This window comes from Paenibacillus sp. V4I9 (assembly GCF_030817295.1).
GTDB lineage: Bacteria > Bacillota > Bacilli > Paenibacillales > NBRC-103111 > Paenibacillus_E.
On sequence record NZ_JAUSZE010000001.1, the window covers coordinates 7,793,729 to 7,813,640 of the forward strand.

Consider the following 19,912-nt stretch of genomic DNA (forward strand, 5'->3'; position numbering starts at 1 on the left):
GGATAAACCGCGGGGAACCATACCATAAGTAAGGCACATTGTTTGGATAAAATTGTATCGAAACAAGGATATGAATATAAGCAGATGCGCGTTAAACCTAAAAAGGACCGTCAGGATGATCTTTCCTGACGGTTTTTCTTCATAAGTGCGTCGCTTCCATCAGTTGTTAAGATCGTTTCACGACTTTGAAATTTTCCTCAAGAAGCAGCCAGTTTTGCGGAAATTTAAGACCAAGCTTCCAGTAACTAATACCGCGTAAGCCAAGCTCTTTCAACAAGCGGAATTTCGCCTGAATGGAGCGTGCGTCCTCGAACCAGACCGTGTGCTCCTTGCCGGCATCGTCCCAGTAGTTGAAGTGTGGGGCTTGAGCTGTGTAATCGTATAGGATCTGCGCGTTATACTTGCGGGCTAGATCAATAGCCGCTTGCGGAGAGACGGCCTTAGCAAAGGCACCGCCGTGGACATAGGGCAGCGTCCAATCGTAGCCGTACAGATTTTGGCCCATCATGACTTTGGAAGCGGGCATCTCGCTTATGGCGTACTCCAGTACTTTGCGCACAGGACCGATGGGGGAAACGGCCATGGGGGGGCCGCCGCTGTAGCCCCATTCGTACGTCATGATGACGACGAAATCGGCGATCTGGCCATGCGCTCTGTAATCATGCGCAGAGTACCAGGCGCCAGCTTGAGCGGCGCTTGTTTTCGGCGCGAGCGCCGTGGACATCAAGTAGCCCTCTTGATGGAGTTGTGCCGCCGCTTTCCGAAGGAAGCGTGTGTAGGCGTCACGATCATCGGGGAACAGATGCTCAATGTCGAAATGGATATCGCGGAATCCATATTGTTTGGCGGTGCTTTTAATGGTCTGAAGCAGACGATTCTGAACGGTGTCGTCGGTGAGGATAATATGTCCGAGCTCAGCGCTGAATTGGTCATGTTCGAGATTGGTCACAACCATCATCAAGGTAACGCCATGCTGTGAGGCAATCCCGCGAAGATCGTCCAACTGTGGGGCTTGGAGGGTGCCGTCCCGATTAATACGGAAGCTGAATGGAGCTAAGTACGTAAGATGAGGGGCGGCTTCCTTGGCGGATTGAATGAGAACGGGCGATACGTCAGTCCCGCGAGGCTCTAAATAAGCATTAACTTCTGCCTGCGTACGAGGGGTTGGCGGAATATAGAGCCGAAAGCCAACAGGTAAAGATTGATACATGGTTAGTCTATTGACGGAGGCGAGAGTCTGCAGGTCGATTCCGAGCTTTCGGGCAATCAAATAGAGCCCTTCACCGGGCTGTACCCAGTAGTACGAGCCAACAATCGGAATGACCAATGCCTGTCCGATGACCAGGGATTGGCTTGGGGTCATCTCATTGGCTGTTGTGATCGTATCCACCGACACTCCATACGTTTGCGCAATGCGGTATAACGTCTGTCCCTTCTGGACAACGTGGATTTGCATAGGGTTCCTCCCTTTCTTCGTAAGCAAAGGCGTGATATCCGAGCCTACTTTTTTCTTTACCTTATTCGAAGGGAAGGAGATGGGTGTATGTCTACTGGAAAAAGCAAAGAACTCGATTGACATCCTTGCCTCGCTGCGGCAGGGAGAATCGAGTTCTTGCGATAAAGATTATAGACCTTGCTGCCTCAGGAGCTGAGCGGTCATTGCCGGATGCGAGATAGGGAAGTGGTGAGAAGCCGCTATCTCCACCGTGCGGGCGGAGCGAAAGCGCTCCGGCAGGTGGTACGCCCGATCCTGGGTTCCCCACAGGATCGACGCCTCACCCAGCAGCAGCGCACCCGGCTGCAGCTGGGTGAAGCTCTCTGCGCGCGTCAGCGCAGAGAAGGTCTCCGCAGTCGTCTTCCGCACACGCGGCGACTGCAGCTCGGCCAGGACATAAGTGACATACGCGGGCGGTATGTCACTTATGTCCGTGAAGCAGCTCTGCGCCAGAAGCTGCTTCCGCAAGCTGGGCGCACGCAGCATGCGCAGCGCGGCTTCGTTGATTCGCGCGCTGCGGTACCTCCGCGCAGCGCTGTGCAGAGCAGGCTGCAGCAGATGCAGCCTGTGGATTTGTTCCGGTACGCGAGCGTAGGCGTGGGCGGCGAGCAGTCCGCCCAGCGAGTGCCCCACGAGCGTAACCGGGGTCTCGAAAGCCCGAATCGCCTGGACAAGCGATTCGATATGCCCTTCTATCACATCCGCACCGTGGTGATAGGGCGAACGGCCGAAGCCTGGGAGATCGACCAGGCAGACGGAAGACTCAGGGAATTGCTCGGCCAGCGGGAGCAAGCAGTCGGCTCCGCTTAGAGTGCCGTGAACGAACAAGATCGGAGGCTTCCCTTTATCTGATCCCGCCCGTTCCAGTGTGGCCAAAGGCCCTCTTTTACCTTGTATATATCCATCTGCCTGAGAGTGGGAATGAACGAGACGAAAGTCGAGATCTGAGATGGTATAGGGCATAATCGAGGAGTTTATCGCGTGCTCCAATCCGTACTTTCGCTGGATGTCTTGTGAGGCAGTTAGTGGATAAGCCTGATTGACGTTTACGATAAAATCGAGGGATTCCTTAGGGATTCCAATTTTCCGTCCAAGTGGACTCCCCAGAACCTTCGACAACAACTTAGGTGAAATTGCTCCCCATGGTTTACTGACACGGAGTTCCTTGGCTATGCCTGACACGAGCTCTGTCATCGAGGGACTTTGCGTCTTTTCATCCAGTAAGTAGTAGGTTTGGCTAACGGGATTCGATTCCTTCGCCAGAGCGCTAATGAACTCAGCAGCGTGATTGACATGAAAGAGGGGCAGCCAATGGGAGTTACCACCGGGTGTGATACTCAACAACCTGCGTGCGGTGGCCCGTACGAGAATGCCGAGTCCTCCGGTTTGCGGGGTATCCCCGTGCTCTGAGCTGCCAATCAGAACGCTTGGATGGACGACAGATAGAGGGAAACTTAGCTGCTTCGCTCCTTGACGAATGCGCAAATCAGCTAGGAATTTCATGAGCTCGTAAGGGGATTCCTGCTCTAAACTAGCGATGATTGGTGCTGGATTGTGGATATTATCATCTGTAAAGGGACTTTTGAAGCCGACAATATGGATGAAATGCTGCAAACCTTTGTTCGTTTGAATTTGCGAAGCCAGACTTAGCATTTCCTCGGCGGCTTGCAGGAAAACCGCACGGGCCTCGGACTCCCCGATCCGAATATCCATCGGTCCACCCGCGTGAATGATCACATCTGCCGTCAGCACCAACGCCATGTCAGTTTCGTTTAATCCAAAGCCCGGCAAGCTTAAATCTCCTATAACCGGGGAAAACCGCTCATTTCCCACGCTAGTTTCCCTCTGACCATCACCGCTGAGCCAACCTAATTGCTTGCGGATCTGCTCCCATCGAGCTTTGGAACGAACGAGCACCGAAACGGTATGATCCTCACAGGAAAGCTGCGCTAATATTTGTGAACCTATGAACCCTGTACCACCTGTGATGAAAATATGTGTCATCTAATTGCCTGCCCTTCATTATTTTTTTAGTACTAAATAGTACTAATGATGATTAAAAAAATTACTTTAGCAACAAGGCTAAAGTAGAAAGAGTTTGACTCAACATAGCTGGGTCTTGGCTTGCATGCTGCAGGAACAGCCCGCCTTCTATCGTCGAAACGATCAATTGAGCCGTGGCTTTTGTCGGTAGGGTGGATGAAAACTCCTTGTTATGAACACCCTCGATGAGCAGGGCTTCCACCGTAAGCATTTGGTCCCGGAAAAAAACGCTCACTTTCTCCCGTAGTACATTTACATCCTGCGGCATCTGTGTGTACAGAGTGAGAAACGGGCATCCGCCTAAGGAAGTCCATTCAAGTCCTGTCAGCACTTGTAAGAGAGCAGTGAAGCGCTCCTGCACACTTAATCCCGAACGTGACACGGTCTCCTGAATCATCTCGTTATAGGTGTGTATTAGTTGTTCGAGAATTGCGGTCAACAGGTCTTCTTTACGTTTGAAATAATAATAAATGTTCGTTTTGGACACTTTGCTCACTGCAACGATTTCGTCCATGCTGGTTGCTAAATAGCCTTTTGTCAGGAACAAGTCCGTTGCCACTTGAATCACAAGATCACGGTTGGTTAATCTCTTTTCCTTTTTCATAAATAGTACTATAGGGTACTAAAAATCAATTGTCAAATCCGATATGTATATCTTACATGCGAAAGAAGATAATAGCATTATTGGAAACTGATTCTTAAGGATGCTGCACATGAGAACCAAGCCTCGCCGTCAAATTGCTTTTGTCAGTGTATTAGGAATTACCCAATTGCATTTGCGCAATCCATTCATTATTGTATGGTGGGCCGCTGCCTTTCCGGGCTTTGGTCATTTACTGCTATCCAAATATTTTCGCGGCTTTATCCTCATTGGATGGGAAATGTTCATTAATACCCAGATGCATTTGAACGAAGCGATCGTCTACACCTTCACTGGTCAATTCGAGAAAGCCAATGAAGTGCTAAATATTCGGTGGATGTCACTCTATGTGCCAGTTTATTTATTTGCGATCTACGACAGCTATCGAACCTCCGTGGATTTGAATCATCAATTTATTTTGGCCAAAAGGGAGAATGCTCCGGTTGATTCTTTTAAAATGTCGGGTATGGAAATTAACTACCTAGATAAACGCTCGCCATGGCTAGCGATGGTCTGGTCCTTGTTGATGCCGGGAATGGGACAGCTTTATTCGCATCGGATTATCAATGCTTTTTTTATACTTGTGAGCTGGATTTTGCTCGCCTATTTCTCACATTTGCTCGAAGGAATTCATTATTTACTCATGTGGGACTTAACGCAGTCGGCTAGTGTGGTGAGTATGCATTGGCTTATATTTTTACCTTCTCTTTACGGTTTTTCTGTCTACGATGCTTATGTAAATACGGTCGAATATAACAAGCTATTTGATCATGAGCAGGCTATCTTGCTGCGAGAGGATTATCAGTATCCCCAATTTCCATTTCCTAAATCTTCGCTTCGAAAATGAGGGTGACACCATGCATGTAATAGCATCATTTGAACATTCGATCTATTTGGAGCTGGCGATTACTGCTCTTGAAGAGGCGGGTATACCAAAAGAACACATTTATGCTGTTTCTTTGCAAGGGAGACCCAACAAACCGAAAATGTTCGACACGATCCATCGCTCCGATGGCGTTAGTTTATTTGATGCCGGGACTGCCCTGGCAACGGCGCTCACAGTAATTGGCTCTTCCTATGGCTTTATTTTAAAGGGAGGGGCCATACTTTGGGGCCTTATTGGCGCAGCTGTGGGTTTCACCATTGGAGTTTTGATTGATATTGCTCATAAAAAAAAGAAGAAAGCCAATCTCCCATCCAGAGACAAAATAACGGAAGTTATTGTGCTTGTCGCCTGCATCAAAGAGGAAACCAAGCAAATTCAGGCTGTCTTCTGGGAGCATCATGCCTTTGGTGTAGCCATATGTGAATGAATTTTTGCTGTGTAAAAACCAGAAGAAGACCCGTGCGAGTCAACGCTCGAATGGGTTATTTTTGATGTGTTGGGGTACGGGGAAGGCGGAATCTTACCCCTATTTAGCTATGGAGTTTGCAGAGTTAAGTGAGATTGTGGAGACAATGCATAATCATTTAGTGAGTGACTATGCGTTGGAGTTGTTTGTTGATTGAGTGAGATTGTGGATACGTGCTTAATTATTCAGTAAGTGTCTATGCGTTCTTGGTGTTGGTGGTTTGTGTGGTTATCTTGTCTGGTTTGTCTGGTTTGTCTTGTTTATTTGATTATTTGATAATTGTTTGTTTAGTGGAAAGTGGGAATTAAGAAGGCAAGTTGTACAACGTACAACATTACCCGGATAAGCTAGAGGAAGCTTTTACGCCTTGAGCAGCGTAATGTGCTTTGCGCCAATTTTACCACACTCCGCCCAAGAACGATGGCGAGCTGTATTTTAAATGCTGAAGCATTCGGGTACTATTGGTAAATAGTACTATCTGGGAGGGGAACTATCTCCTATAATAAGACACAAGAGCAAGATACTAAAGCGTTGCGACAGCAACCACAGGGGGCTTTTGAGATGATGGATAATCGGAGACGGAACACGACAGCATTTACTTTTATGGCTTGGACATCCTTCATTGGGGCATTCCTGGCGATGTTCATCGGGATTTATACATTGGAAGAAGCACTGAGTGTCAAAGGTTACTTCGCAGTATGCGCGTTATTTCTCACGATGTCGGCTTTTGTCTTACAGAAGGTCATTCGTGATAATTTGGAGGATGGCTACGGATCACGCAAACGCAACACAGCGGCTTTCACCTTCTTGGCATGGAGCTCGTTCGCTCTAGCGCTTCTGGGTATGTTTATCGGGATTATTAATCTAGAGCAGTTGCTCTCTGTCAAAGGCTATTACGCTGTTACGGCCTTGTTCCTGACGATGTCCTCCTTTGTTCTCCAAAAAACGGTGCGTGACAACAACGATGATGAGCTCCTGCAACCGGTTGAAAATAAATTCGAAAATAAATTCGAAGAGCTGTAGAACACAGCACTTTACCAAGAAGTTTAGTTCATGGTCGATGAACTAAACTTTTTTCAATTTCTTCCTATATGACTAAAAGGATAGCAAGAACACGAATGAAGTTGCTATAATGTCGTCAAGGGATTGGTCAATACGAAGATATAGGGGTAAATGAGATGAGATCATGGAGTCGACTTTTACTAAGCATTAACCGCAGCTTCAGGGTAAAACTGATTCTCAGCTTATCCGTCATCATTTTGCTGACCTTCGGCATAACAGGTTATTTAACGTATCGCTATAACTTGACACTGTTTGAAGAAGAAATCAGTAAGCAGTTTTCAAGTACGAACGAAGAGGCACTGGCGAAGATGGACCTGAAAGTACAGGAGGTTGTACGGATCTCACAAACGGTCGTATTTAATCCTGAAATCGAAAAGGTCATAACACGGATCAATTCGAGCGAAGATTCCGATCCATTTAATCTGTATTACAATAAAAAGCAAATCGAAGAACAGATTTTCCAGATTAAATCGGATGCGCCGTACATTACTGGTATGTACTTATATGATCTCAAAGGAAATCCTTCATATTTCAGTTATACCACCTCGGCAATAAATATGCCGAATGAGAGCGTATTCAGCGCAATTCGTTCTAAAGTCAACGACACCTACGGGGACCTCGTATGGATTAATATGCCATTGCCATCCTCCGTGGAGCCAAGCGGATTCAGAAACACAATCATTGTGGGCTCGATGGATGAAAAATAGCGCTTTGAACACGTATGGTGTGCTCGTGATGGCTTTTGATGAATCGTTCTTCTCAGGTTCTCTCAAGGAACTGACGAAGAATGGAGAGGGCGAAGTCTATTTGTTCAACAAGAATAATGAGCTGTTATTTAGCAATTCGCCGGAGAGCTCGGTAGATAAACGGGAACGGCTGAAAAATTTGAATCAAACTCAGCTAATGGATAATCATCTGTTCGTTCAAGCACAGTCGAAAGTGACTTCCTTCAAGCTGGTCAGCGGAACTTCTCTTACGGCCATTCAAAGCAAGAATCGAGATTTATTCCAGAAAATCGTTTACTCTGGCCTGATCAGCATCCTTCTTACCAGTGTGTTGATCGTACTCTCCACGAGCAATCTGCTGCGGCCGCTCAAGGATTTGCTGCAGGGTCTGCGCAAGGTAAGATCTGGTGATTTCGATACGCGCATCGAGATTCGAACCAAAGATGAGCTGGCTTATATCGGAGAGAGCTTCAACGCAATGGCGGAACAAGTCGGAAGGCTGATCAAGGAAGTGTATTTGACGCAGTTAAGTGAGAAGGAAGCAGAGCTTAAAGCGCTTCAGGCCCAATTGAATCCACATTTTCTGCATAATATGTTTAACGAAATTTATTGGAAGCTTTATCTGCAAGACGAGATCGAAACGGCGGCCTTGATCGCGGCCATATCGGAGATGCTCAAGTACTCGTTGATGCCTGTGCGTACCCTAACCACTGTGAGGGAAGAATTTCAGCAGATCCGTAACTATTTGAAGGTGCAAAAGGAGCTTTTCGAAACGGACTTGGAGACGATTATTCAAGCGGATGATGACGTTCTGAACGGCCAGGTTATGCGATCTCTTCTCCAGCCATTAGTCGAAAACGTGTTTATGCATGCCTTTCGCAATAAAGTGTCGCATAAAGTGCTGTTGATTAAAGCGAGCAGTCGCGATGGCTTTCTGGAGATTGAAGTAACGGATAATGGCTGCGGTATGGACGAAGTAGCCATTTCGCAAATACTAGGCTTTCAGGGCTCATCTTTGCCGCAGCGTTCAGATGGGCGAGAAAGTCTCGGGGTTCGCAGTGTTGTAAGGAGAATCGAGCTGGTGTATGGTACGCCTTATCGTCTGGAAATCAATAGCGTGATTGAAAGCGGAACCACCATGCGTCTTATTTTGCCTTTTGTAAACAACGTCGAGACAGGAGGTTCAGTAGCATGAGAATCGGGAGAGTATTGATAGTGGAAGATCAGCCGAATTTTCGAAAAGGGTTGATGAAGATGTTAGAGGGCAGAGAATTGGGCTGGGAAGTGGTTGGCGAAGCTAGCAACGGGCAGGAAGCATTAGCGCTGCTGGATGAGCTTAAGCCTGATTTGGTGTTGACCGATATCCGAATGCCCATCATGGACGGGATCGAATTCGTAGGGCATTTGCGGCAGAACCATCCCGACATGCTTGTCATCATTTTGACGGGATACAAAAATTTTGAGTATGCACAAGCGGCCGTTCGACATGGTGCGCTGGATATTCTGATTAAACCATGCACGGAACAGGATGTTCGTCAGGTGATGAATAAGGCATCCGAGCGGTTCTATGTTAAATATGCGCAGCAGCAGAAGCAGCAAGTGCAGCTGCGGCTCCAGCAAGATCAGGAGCTTCGAGCTGCTTTACTGGACTTGCCATATGAGAAGAGCATAGCAGCAAGGCTAACCGATGGTCTGGCTGGTAGGGAGCTGTGGCTTCTGCAAATGAACAGTGAGGATTTGGCAAATAAAGCGTATGGGAAAAGCGACATGAGTCTGCTGCAGTTTGCTTTCTCCAATATCGCCCTAGAGCTGGTGAATGGAGCGGGGCTGGAGGCGCAACTGCTATTGGTGGAACATGACAGCTTTGTACTGGTTGCGGCACAACATGGTGTCGAAGAGAGTTTGCAAGAAGCCATTCAAAGTGCTTCTTTCGAGTATTTGAAAATTCGTTTGCATATGATTCCAATGGGGCTCGCCCCTTCAGCCAATGAGTTGGCGGAGTTATATGCGTTGACTAAAGGGGTTGTTTACGGGTCTGTTGATAGCTTTCCTGAGCTTGGAAGTGAAGCAGGATCCGGGATTATGCTATCGCTGAACCAAGCGAGGGTTAGAGAGATGGAAGTTCAACTGATGTCTGCCATTCTGGTCGGTCAGGAGGACAGCCTTCAGCTTCTTTTGGATCGGGTGCTGGCAGAGCTATCTCTTTCATCGCCAGAGGAGATGCGAATAGGGGCCTTATCACTCTCCATTGCTTTGCTTGGAACGATACAGAAGCAATTTGATCCCGACGATAACAATGCGCTAGCCGGGATCCCTAACGAAATGCCGCAGACGCATTGGACTTCTGAGGAAGTCCTTCATTGGGCTGCCGAGCAAGTGAAAAACTTCTTGCAGCAATTTAACAACTGGCAGGCGGCCAAAAGTGACAATCTAATCGAGAGAGCCGTCAAGTATATTGAGGAGCACTACAATGAAGAATGCCGACTGACCGATGTGGCATCGCATATTCATTTAAATCCAAGCTATTTCAGCGTCGTATTTAAGAAAGCCACAGGGGAAAGCTTTACGCGCTTCGTTACCCGTTTCCGTATGGATAAAGCGGCTTTGCTGCTCCGAAATACCGATATGAAAATATTCGAGATTGCTTCTGCCATCGGGTTTGATGAGCCGAATTATTTTACGAATGTCTTCAAACAGCAGTTCCAAATGTCACCCAAGGAATACAGGAATGGCAGGGTGTCATCATAAGTTTAAGAGCTACAGGATGACACCCTGCCATTGCCATTTCTTTGTCCATAAGTTTTTTTTGTAAAAGGCATTGCGGTCGAAATAAATATGTTGTACTATCGGATTAAGCGCTTAACCTCGATAGATTAAGCGCTTAACCTTATCGTGAAAGGAAGATGGTCATGAGTACGATTCGACTAACGATGGCACAAGCGCTGCTTCGTTTTCTGGACCAACAATACGTGTCAGTGGATGGACAAGAGACCAAGTTTGTTCGTGGTGTCATGGGGATTTTCGGTCATGGCAATGTGACAGGACTTGGAGAAGCCTTGGAACGGAGCGCAGGCGACCTTACTTATATACAAGGCAAAAATGAGCAGGGAATGGTACATGCCGCCGCGGCTTACGCCAAGCAGCAAAACCGTAGGCAAATCTATGCCTGCACCACATCGATTGGGCCAGGTGCTCTTAATATGGTGACCGCCGCGGCAACAGCGACAGTCAACCGGATTCCGGTGCTGCTGCTGCCAGGAGACAATTTTGCCACAAGACAGCCGGATCCAGTGCTGCAGCAGCTTGAGGTTGTGGGTGATTATACCGTTTCGGCCACCGATCCTTTCAAATCGGTCAGTAAATATTGGGACCGGATTGTTCGCCCAGAGCAGTTGATGAGTGCAGCTGTACAGGCGATGAGAGTGTTAACAGACCCTGCAGAAACAGGAGCGGTTACTCTAGCTTTACCTCAAGATGTGCAGGCAGAGGCGTACGATTATCCGGAAGCCTTTTTCGATAAGAAAGTCCACTATCTAGATAGACGTCCGCCAGCAAGAGAAGCAGTGAATCGTGCTTTGGCTTGCATAGTAGGCAAACAGCGTCCGTTGATTATTGCAGGCGGCGGAGTCCTTTATGCAGATGCGACGAAGGAATTAATGGAATTTGCAGCTGCCTTTGGGATTCCTGTAGCAGAAACGCAAGCAGGTAAAAGCTCGCTGCCTTGGAACCATCCGCTGAATGTTGGCGCTATTGGTGTTACGGGCGCGCTCGCAGCCAATGTGCTGGCGAAGCAAGCGGACCTGATTATCGGCGTAGGGACGCGGTATTCCGACTTTACAACGGCATCTAAATCGGCTTTTGCAAATCCGAAGGTGCAGTTTATTAATATAAATGTGAGTGGGTTTGATTCTTCGAAAATGAGCGGGATTAGCATTACGGCTGATGCGAAGGAAGCGTTAAGTGCACTGAAAGATGCTTTGACGGCACAGCACTATGTTAGCGGTTACGAGAACGGTTACATAGGTTCTTTGAAAGCGGAGTGGGATGGCGAGGTTGACCGTTTGTACAATGCGGAATGTGAAGAGGGTTTTGCCCAAACTCGCGCGCTTGGGGTGATTAATCAAACGATTGATCCTTCAGCTGTCATTGTTTGCGCAGCGGGGAGCTTGCCGGGGGACTTACACCGCTTATGGCGATCATCGGAGCCTAAAACCTATCATATGGAATATGGCTTCTCCTGCATGGGTTATGAAGTTAGCGGTGCTTTCGGGGCAGCGTTGGCTGAGCCGAATCGAGAGGTCTATGCTGTGGTCGGTGATGGAAGCTACCTGATGCTGCACTCCGAGATGGTTACAAGCCTACAAGAGGGCAGGAAATTTACTGTGCTGCTGTTCGATAATCATGGCTTCCAATGCATTCATAATCTGCAAAGGGGTCACGGCAGCGACGGGTTCGGGAATGAGTTTCGATATCGTGAAGCTGCTACGGGCAAGTTGACAGGTGGATATATGCCTATTGATTTCGCAGCGCATGCTCGCAGCTTAGGCGCGAAGGCGTACAAAGCAAACACACCTGAAGAACTAAAGGAAGCGCTGCTTAAAGCGAAGGAAGAAACAGTCACGACGCTGATCGAGATTCCTGTTGTTCCGGGAACCAACACACAGGGTTATGAATCCTGGTGGCAGGTAGGTGTTCCTGAAGTTTCCGAGAGCGAGAAAGTGATTGCAGCGCACGAAGAGATGAAGAAAAACATACAAGCGGCTAGACCCATTTAACGATAAAGGGGAGCGAACATATCTATGAAAGACCTGCCATTTAAGCTAGGTATTCATCCAATTAATTGGGTGGGAGAAGACGTCAAAGAACATGGCGCGGATACCACATATGAACAAATTCTAGATGATATTCAGGCGTTGGGGCTGAAAGGTACCGAGATGGGCCGTAAATATCCGACCGATATTGCAGTGCTGAAGCAGGAGTTGGATAAGCGGGGGATAGGACTCGTGTCACAGTGGAAGTCCGTGCTATTCTCTGATCCTGCTTACAGGGAAGAGGAACTGAAAGCCTACAGGAAGCATGCCGAGTTTCTCAAAGAAATGGGCAGTACGGTCATTAGCACAGCAGAAGTTGGGGGCTCGCTCCACTTCGACCCGCGCCGCTCCCCGAACGAGAAGGAAGTACTGCGTTTAGATGAAGCCGGCTGGCAAAGCTTAGCCGAGGGACTGAACCTTGCGGGAGCCATCGCGCAGGAATACGGTCTGAAGCTGACGTATCACCACCATGGTGGAACGGTTGTTGAAAGTCCGGAAGAAATCGATAAGCTGATGGAGCTCACGGATCCTTCGCTCGTATACCTGCTCTTTGATACTGGTCATGCCTATTATGGCGGGGCGGATCCACTCACTGTGCTGCGCAAGCACGAGAAGCGGATCGCTTATATTCACTTGAAGGATATTAGGCAAGCCGTGTTAGACGAAGCTCGGGCTGAGAAGGTCGATTTCGTGACTTGTATCCGCAAAGGGGTGTTCACCGTTCCTGGTGACGGTTGTATCGACTTCGCTCCTATATTTGAGGAGCTGCTATCTCAAGGATATGCGGGATGGGCGATGCTGGAAGGCGAGCAGGATCCGGCTGCACACAACCCATATGAATACGCTAAGCAAGCACTTCAACATATAGAATCCCTCATTCCACAAGAAAGAAGGTAATGATCCTATGACCTATGTTTCCTTTCCACAGTCAAAGCCGCTGGATTTTGTAGCCATTGGCAGACTATGTATTGATTTGAATGCGAATGAAATTAATCGTCCTATGGAAGAGACCATGACCTTTACCAAATATGTAGGGGGTTCACCCGCTAACATTACGATTGGCATGGCAAGATTAGGCATGAAAACTGCCTTTATTGGCAAAATCGCCAACGATCAAATGGGACGTTTCATCGCTGATTATTTAGAGCGGAACAACATCGATACAACGAATGTCGTGACAGATAATACCGGCGCGGTTACAGGACTGGCCTTTACAGAAATCAAAAGCCCAACGGAATGCAGCATTCTTATGTACCGTGACAATGTGGCTGACCTCCTGCTGACACCAGCCGAAGTACAAGAATCACTGATTGCTGAAGCGAAGGTATTGCTTATCTCTGGTACAGCACTTGCGCAAAGCCCGTCCCGCGAAGCCGTCTTTCAGGCGCTGGATTACGCGAAGAAGCATGGGGTTGTCATCATTTTTGATCTGGATTACCGTCCATACACATGGACGACTCCGGAAGAGACGGCTGTTTACTACAATCTGGCGGCTGAGAAATGTGACATCATTCTGGGTACCCGTGAAGAATTCGATATGATGGAACGCTTTGAGAGCAATCCAGAAAAAAATGACCGTATCACGGCTGCTAAATGGTTCGATTACTCGGCGAAGATTGTCATTATCAAGCATGGTAAGGAAGGTTCCATCGCTTATACGCCAGACGGTGTTGGTCATCGTGCCAAGAGCTTCCCAGCTAAGGTTGTCAAGACGTTTGGTGCAGGCGATTCTTATGCAGCTGGCTTTATTTATGGCATTATGCAAGGTTGGACGATTGAAAAAAGTATGGAATACGGCAGTGCAGCAGCTTGTATCGTGATCTCCAGCCACAGCTGCTCCGATGCGATGCCGACAACTGATCAAGTAAATGACTATATCGAGCGCTGCAACCGCGGCGAAATTACAGCATCTTAACTTATTCGAACCATTAAAGGAGAGTCCACATATGACAACAACTTTGAAAAACTGGATCGGCGGCGAATGGGTCGCTTCAACATCCACACAAACAGAACCGGTATATAATCCTGCTACAGAAGAGATTCTTGCTCTTATTCCAATTTCTACGAAGGCAGATGTGGATCAGGCGGTTCGTACAGCTCAAGAGGCATTCCAGACCTGGAGCCGCACACCTGTACCACGTAGAGCCCGCGTATTATTCAAATACCAACAGCTTCTGGTGGAGCATTGGGATGAGCTGGCGCGGATCGTTACGCAAGAAAACGGAAAAAGCTACAATGAAGCTTACGGAGAAGTGCTTCGGGGCATCGAGTGTGTAGAATTCGCCGCTGGGGCGCCATCGCTAATGATGGGCAAACAGCTTCCAGATATCGCGTCCAATCTTGAATCCGGTATGTATCGTTATCCAATCGGTGTTATCGGTGGTATCACACCATTCAACTTCCCGATGATGGTGCCTTGCTGGATGTTCCCGCTTGCGATTGCCTGCGGCAATACCTTCGTGCTGAAGCCGTCTGAACGCACACCTCATCTTGCAAACCGCTTAGCTGAGCTATTCCATGAAGCGGGCTTACCAGCTGGTGTTCTCAATATCGTTCATGGCGCACATGACGTGGTTAATGGCCTTCTTGAACATAAAGAAGTTAAAGCCATTTCATTCGTTGGTTCCCAGCCAGTTGCGGAATATATCTACAAAACAGCTTCTGCGAATGGGAAACGCGTTCAAGCGCTTGCAGGCGCTAAAAACCACTCAATCGTTATGCCGGATGCTGATTTGGATATTGCTGTGAAGGAAATCGTCAATGCAGCCTTCGGTTCTGCGGGCGAGCGCTGTATGGCTTGTTCCGTCGTGGTGGCGGTCGGAGAAGTCGGCGATACGTTTGTAGGCAAGCTGCTTGAAGCCGCTGATCGGATTACGATTGGCAATGGTTTGGAGGAAGGCATTTTCTTAGGGCCTGTTATCCGCGGTCAGCATAAAGAAAGAACACTAAAATATATCGAAATCGGCGAAACCGAAGGAGCGCTTCTGGTCCGGGACGGGCGCAAAGACGCTGCTTCGGATCAACAAGGTTATTTCGTAGGACCTACGATCTTTGATCAAGTAGAGTGCGGTATGAAAATTTGGGAGGATGAGATTTTTGCTCCTGTTCTTTCCATCGTTAGAGTGGCTACTCTTGAAGAAGCGATCGAGCTCTCCAATCGCTCTGATTTTGCCAATGGCGCATGCCTCTTTACAAAGGATGGCAGTAATGTACGTCAATTCCGTGAAAATATCGATGCCGGTATGCTCGGCGTTAACCTAGGAGTTCCCGCACCAATGGCTTTCTTCCCTTTCTCTGGCTGGAAAAAATCGTTCTACGGCGATTTGCATGCGAATGGGACGGACGGCGTGGAGTTCTATACGCGCAAGAAAATGGTCACTGCTCGCTGGTAACAGCGGGTTAGACCTTATCGACAGGAGAGGTGAACTTCATGACGCTCGTTTCTATGAAAGAAATGCTGCAGCAGGCTTTGGCAGGAAAATATGCAGTCGGGCAGTTTAATTTGAATAACCTAGAATTTACACAAGCGATCTTACAGGCTGCTCAGCAGGAACAAGCGCCTGTCATTCTAGGCGTTAGTGAAGCTTACATCCCTTATATGGGTGGACTGCCTTGTATTGTAGGAATGGTGAAATCTCTGATTGAGCACTATGGGGTAACCGTCCCAGTAGCTCTTCATCTAGACCACGGAACCAGCTATGACCTATGTATTCGTGCGATCCACGCCGGATTTACCTCTGTCATGATCGATGCTTCTCATCATACGCTGGAGCATAATATCGAGGTCACTCGTCAGGTGACACAAGCCGCGCATGTGCTGGGTGTATCGGTGGAGTCGGAGCTGGGCCGGATTACCGGACGCGAGGATGACTTAGTCGTAGACGAAGCTGAAGGCATGTACGCTGTTGCTAAGGACTGTGTTCGTTTAGTGAGGGAGACGGGGATCGATTGTTTAGCTCCTGCCCTTGGATCCGTTCACGGTCCTTATCGGGGACAGCCAAAGCTTGGTTTCGATCGAATGGCGGAAATTAGAACGCTGACTGAACTGCCGCTTGTGCTTCATGGCGGAAGCGGTCTGCCAGATGAAGAGATCCGTCAAGCGATCGCTTGCGGTACAGCCAAAATCAATGTGAATACAGATAATCAAATCGCTTTTACAGCTTCTATCCGTTCGTTTTTGAATGATCATTCAGAAGCATACGATCCAAGGAACTATTTAGTGCCGGCACGGGAAGCGATCATCGCCTCCGTTAGAGCCAAAATTCAATTGTTCGGTTCAACGGGCAAAGCGGGAGGGAACGCATGATGAATAAAATTAAAATCGGTATTATTGGTGCCGGCAGAATCGGTAAAATCCACGCAGACAATTTGCTGCGAATACCCGGGGTTGAAATCATTGCGGTGAGCGATTTGTTTGCCGGTCCTGAGTTAGAGGCATGGGCAGCTTCACGTCAGATTCAGACGGTTACAAAGGATAGCCATAAGCTTATTGATAACCCAGACATTGACGCCATCTTTATTTGCTCATCCACGGATACACATGTCCCGCTCATTCAACTGGCTGCTTTGGCGGGTAAACATATTTTCTGCGAAAAACCAATCAGCATGGATATTACCCAAACCGAAGCGGCGATTGCAGCGGTTAATCAGGCAGGTGTGAAGCTGCAAATCGGTTTCAACCGCAGATTTGACCACAATTTCAAGCGGGTTCGCGAGGTTGTTCAAGGAGGAACAATTGGCGATCCGCATATCGTGAAAATCACGTCCCGTGATCCGAATCCACCACACGCTGATTACATCAAGGTGTCGGGCGGCATTTTCATGGATATGATGATCCATGACTTCGACATGGCTCGCTATGTAGCGGGAAGCGAGGTTGAGGAAGTGTATGCGCAGGGTAATGTGCTCATTAACCCCGTTTTCGCTGAGCACGGCGATGTCGATACCGCAATTGTAACGCTGCGGTTCCAAAACGGTGCTCTCGGTGTCATCGATAACAGCCGTCAAGCGGTATACGGCTATGATCAACGGGTTGAAGTGTTTGGCTCCAAAGGCAGTGTAGCGGTTGCCAACGATCACCCTAATACGGCCGTAGTTAGTACGGCAGATGCTATTGTTAGTGAAAAGCCGCTGCATTTCTTCCTGGAACGCTATCAAGCTGCTTATATGGAAGAAACACAAATTTTCATCGATTGTCTATTGAATGATAAGCCTGTACCAGTGAGTGGCTATGACGGTATGCAGGCGGAGCGGATCGCTTTAGCCGCTAAGCTGTCTTCCCGTTTGGGTCGGCCAGTGAAAGTGAGCGAGGCATTAGATTTGCTTAAACAGACCTCGGTATCTCAGTAAGGGAGGGAGACGTTGACATGAACAGGTCCAAACTGATTGTAACGCCTGCTTCCTCCCCGAATGAGGAAGGCAGCCTTTTAACAGTAACTCCGGAATCAGCAGGATGGAAGTATGTTGGTTTCGAAGTTGTACAGCTTGCGGAGGGACAAATCTTGAGCCGCGAGACAGCTGGGCTGGAAGTTTGTCTTGTCCTACTTAGCGGCAAAGCCGATGTGGCTACCAAGCAAGCGGAGTGGACAAATATTGGGCAGCGGATGAGCGTATTTGAGAAAATACCGCCATATTCCGTCTATGTACCTAACGATGATCGCTACGAAGTTATTGCACTGACAGCGGTTGAGCTTGCTATTTGCTCTGCTCCTGGTACTGGCAACCATAAGGCACGTCTGATTGCACCTAATCAGGTTGGGGTAGAAACGCGTGGTTATGGCAATATTGAGCGCCAGATCCATAACATATTGCCAGAGCAGGAGCCAGCGGATAGCTTGCTAGTGGTTGAAGTCTTCACACCGAATGGGCACTGGTCGAGCTACCCGCCACATAAGCATGATCGCGATGCGCTTCCAGACGAATCGTTTCTGGAAGAAACGTATTATTATCGCGTCGATCCGGGGCATGGCTTTGCGGTTCAACGTGTGTACACGGACGACCGGTCACTTGATGAGACGCTGATTGTTAAGAATGGCGAAACCGTGCTCGTTCCGCGTGGTTATCACCCTGTTTCTGCTCCTCCAGGCTATGATGTGTATTACCTGAACGTTATGGCGGGACCTACTCGAACATGGAAGTTTCATAATGATCCGGAACATGCCTGGATCATGACGAAGCCGCGCGAAGCGTAAGCCGGTTTGCAAGTTCCCGTCAGCCCCTTCATAATGGAAGAAAAAAAGTATCCTTCAAGAAAAATGGGGTAGTAGGATGAAGGCAACCATCTATGATGTGGCAAGAGAGGCCGGTGTGTCTATTGCGGCGGTCTCGCAGGTCATGAACGGCAAAGGAAAAATAAGTGAAGAACGGCGCGGTGAAATCATAAAAATTATGGAGCGGCTCAATTATCAGCCAAGCGTTATCGCGTCAGCGCTAACTGGTAAAAAGACCTATACACTAGGTCTGCTTGTGCCCGATATTTCCAATCCCTTTTTTGCGGAAATTGCTCGAGCTGTTGAGGACCAAGGCCATCATATGGGCTATAGCTTGGTCATTTGCAGCAGCGACAATAAAGATGAACGGGTAGAGCGATATCTTAATTTGCTACAGCAAAAAAGCGTGGATGCCATGATCATTGGTACGGGGATGGACAATAAAGACATGCTGACTCCATTGATGGAGAGAGCGATCCCTATTGCTATGATTGCAAGGGAAATGCCTGATCTCGACGTTCATACAGTCGTGGTGGATGACTTTATCGGAGGTGCGTTGTCAGCAACGCATCTACTCGATTTGGGTCATCGGCGCATGGCCATACTGGCTGAGCACTCGAAAGTAAGCAGCAGCCGTGAAAGGGTGCGAGGCTTCAAGAGCAAGCTGGAAGAAGCAGGGGTTGGGCTGCCGGAAAACCGCGTACGCAACTGCCACTACGTTGTAGCGGATGGAAAGCGTGAAGCGCTTGAACTATTGGATCAATCGAACCCAGCTCGGCCAACCGCATTGTTTTGTTGTAACGATTTGCTCGCAATCGGTGCGCTTCAGGCAGCTAAACAGCTTGGCTTGCGCGTGCCAGAGGATCTGTCTGTGATCGGTTTCGATAACACAATTCTGGCTTCAGTGACAGATCCGCCGCTTACGACAGTTGCTCAGCCGATCGAGCCGATGGGGAAGATGGTTGTCGATTTGCTGATTCAGGAATTGAAGAAAGAATCGAAAGCCAAACAACGTGTTGTGATGCGTCCCGAGCTGATTGTTAGGCAATCAACTGCGGCTCCAACGGAAATGTGATATGAAGCCCAGCAGGCTGCTTCCCTTTGTGGGAAGCAGCTTTTTTGCATTTAATTTTGTTGGTATTGGGGGAGGCGAAGCTTACCCCCTTTTTAGCATCGTTAACTATGGATTTTGCTGAGCTGAGTTAGATTGTGGATATATGCATAAACATTCGATTGGTAAGTGACTATGTTTCTTGGTATTGCTTGTTGTTTGAGTAAGATTGTGGATATATGTATATTCACGATTTAGTAAGTGTCTATCTTTCCTGGTTTTTTGTCTTCGGGGTTTAGGGTGTTTAGTTTTCTAGTGTTGGTTTTCTGGTTTCAGGAAGAAATGGGGAATTTGGAAGGCCGTATTATCAGGTATCCAGATATATCTACTTGGCTGACATGCCCATGCAATAACCACGTTTGAGCTGGCAGAGTCACAGATCTCAGCAGCGGCTCCCAAATAAACTTCTGAGTGAGTTATTAAAAATATATTTAAATTAGATATACTATATTGTAATATATATT

The 19,912-nt window shown here is 48.1% G+C and carries 17 protein-coding genes and 1 pseudogene; 15 read left to right on the forward strand and 3 right to left on the reverse strand.

The features are described from left to right. Positions 1-166: 166 nt before the first annotated feature. The 3 genes from QFZ81_RS35960 to QFZ81_RS35970 form a co-directional block, all read right to left on the reverse strand. The gene (locus tag QFZ81_RS35960) at positions 167-1,456 is read right to left on the reverse strand and encodes a glycoside hydrolase family 18 protein (protein WP_307606574.1); all 1,290 of its coding nucleotides are present in this window, start codon (positions 1,454-1,456) and stop codon (positions 167-169) included. Positions 1,457-1,624: 168 nt separating this feature from the next. Next, on the reverse strand, positions 1,625-3,499 hold the full coding sequence (locus QFZ81_RS35965) for an alpha/beta fold hydrolase (RefSeq protein WP_307606576.1): 1,875 nt from the start codon (positions 3,497-3,499) through the stop codon (positions 1,625-1,627). A 61-nt stretch (positions 3,500-3,560) separates the two neighbouring features. Next, on the reverse strand, positions 3,561-4,142 hold the full coding sequence (locus QFZ81_RS35970; protein ID WP_307606578.1) for a TetR/AcrR family transcriptional regulator: 582 nt from the start codon (positions 4,140-4,142) through the stop codon (positions 3,561-3,563). A gap of 109 nt (positions 4,143-4,251) precedes the next feature. Between QFZ81_RS35970 and QFZ81_RS35975 the strand changes: the two genes are divergently transcribed. The 15 genes and pseudogenes from QFZ81_RS35975 (at position 4,252) to QFZ81_RS36045 (ending at position 19,412) form a co-directional block, all read left to right on the forward strand. Beyond that, positions 4,252-5,025, forward strand: coding sequence for a hypothetical protein (locus tag QFZ81_RS35975; protein ID WP_307435952.1), 774 nt, complete (start codon positions 4,252-4,254; stop codon positions 5,023-5,025). A gap of 10 nt (positions 5,026-5,035) precedes the next feature. Continuing rightward, the gene (locus QFZ81_RS35980) at positions 5,036-5,491 is read left to right on the forward strand and encodes a hypothetical protein (RefSeq protein WP_307606580.1); all 456 of its coding nucleotides are present in this window, start codon (positions 5,036-5,038) and stop codon (positions 5,489-5,491) included. Positions 5,492-6,094: 603 nt separating this feature from the next. Beyond that, positions 6,095-6,295, forward strand: a pseudogene (locus tag QFZ81_RS35985) (YiaA/YiaB family inner membrane protein); the annotation flags it as partial. A gap of 42 nt (positions 6,296-6,337) precedes the next feature. Continuing rightward, the gene (locus QFZ81_RS35990) at positions 6,338-6,553 is read left to right on the forward strand and encodes a YiaA/YiaB family inner membrane protein (RefSeq protein ID WP_307607128.1); all 216 of its coding nucleotides are present in this window, start codon (positions 6,338-6,340) and stop codon (positions 6,551-6,553) included. A gap of 155 nt (positions 6,554-6,708) precedes the next feature. Then, positions 6,709-7,299, forward strand: a complete 591-nt coding sequence (locus QFZ81_RS35995; RefSeq protein WP_307606581.1) for a hypothetical protein — start codon at positions 6,709-6,711, stop codon at positions 7,297-7,299. After that, complete coding sequence (locus tag QFZ81_RS36000) at positions 7,289-8,512, forward strand: sensor histidine kinase (RefSeq protein ID WP_307606583.1); 1,224 nt, start codon at positions 7,289-7,291, stop codon at positions 8,510-8,512. The genes QFZ81_RS35995 and QFZ81_RS36000 overlap by 11 nt, the downstream gene beginning before the upstream one ends. Beyond that, positions 8,509-10,065, forward strand: a complete 1,557-nt coding sequence (locus QFZ81_RS36005) for a response regulator transcription factor (RefSeq protein ID WP_307435943.1) — start codon at positions 8,509-8,511, stop codon at positions 10,063-10,065. The genes QFZ81_RS36000 and QFZ81_RS36005 overlap by 4 nt, the downstream gene beginning before the upstream one ends. Before the next feature lie 161 nt (positions 10,066-10,226). Further along, positions 10,227-12,092: a 3D-(3,5/4)-trihydroxycyclohexane-1,2-dione acylhydrolase (decyclizing) gene (gene iolD, locus QFZ81_RS36010; protein WP_307435940.1), complete on the forward strand. Its 1,866-nt coding sequence runs from the start codon at positions 10,227-10,229 to the stop codon at positions 12,090-12,092. Between the two features lie 24 nt (positions 12,093-12,116). Next, positions 12,117-13,025, forward strand: coding sequence for a myo-inosose-2 dehydratase (gene iolE, locus QFZ81_RS36015; protein ID WP_307606585.1), 909 nt, complete (start codon positions 12,117-12,119; stop codon positions 13,023-13,025). Positions 13,026-13,032: 7 nt separating this feature from the next. Then, a complete protein-coding gene (gene iolC / locus QFZ81_RS36020) occupies positions 13,033-14,043 on the forward strand; it encodes a 5-dehydro-2-deoxygluconokinase (RefSeq protein WP_307606587.1) in 1,011 nt (336 codons plus the stop codon). Between the two features lie 31 nt (positions 14,044-14,074). Then, positions 14,075-15,520: a CoA-acylating methylmalonate-semialdehyde dehydrogenase gene (locus QFZ81_RS36025; protein ID WP_307606589.1), complete on the forward strand. Its 1,446-nt coding sequence runs from the start codon at positions 14,075-14,077 to the stop codon at positions 15,518-15,520. Between the two features lie 38 nt (positions 15,521-15,558). Continuing rightward, on the forward strand, positions 15,559-16,434 hold the full coding sequence (gene fba / locus QFZ81_RS36030) for a class II fructose-1,6-bisphosphate aldolase (RefSeq protein WP_307435931.1): 876 nt from the start codon (positions 15,559-15,561) through the stop codon (positions 16,432-16,434). After that, positions 16,434-17,477: an inositol 2-dehydrogenase gene (iolG, locus tag QFZ81_RS36035; protein WP_307449206.1), complete on the forward strand. Its 1,044-nt coding sequence runs from the start codon at positions 16,434-16,436 to the stop codon at positions 17,475-17,477. The genes fba and iolG overlap by 1 nt, the downstream gene beginning before the upstream one ends. A 17-nt stretch (positions 17,478-17,494) precedes the next feature. After that, a complete protein-coding gene (iolB, locus tag QFZ81_RS36040) occupies positions 17,495-18,319 on the forward strand; it encodes a 5-deoxy-glucuronate isomerase (protein ID WP_307606591.1) in 825 nt (274 codons plus the stop codon). A gap of 76 nt (positions 18,320-18,395) precedes the next feature. Further along, the gene (locus tag QFZ81_RS36045; RefSeq protein WP_307606593.1) at positions 18,396-19,412 is read left to right on the forward strand and encodes a LacI family DNA-binding transcriptional regulator; all 1,017 of its coding nucleotides are present in this window, start codon (positions 18,396-18,398) and stop codon (positions 19,410-19,412) included. The last annotated feature ends 500 nt before the right edge of the window (positions 19,413-19,912 follow it).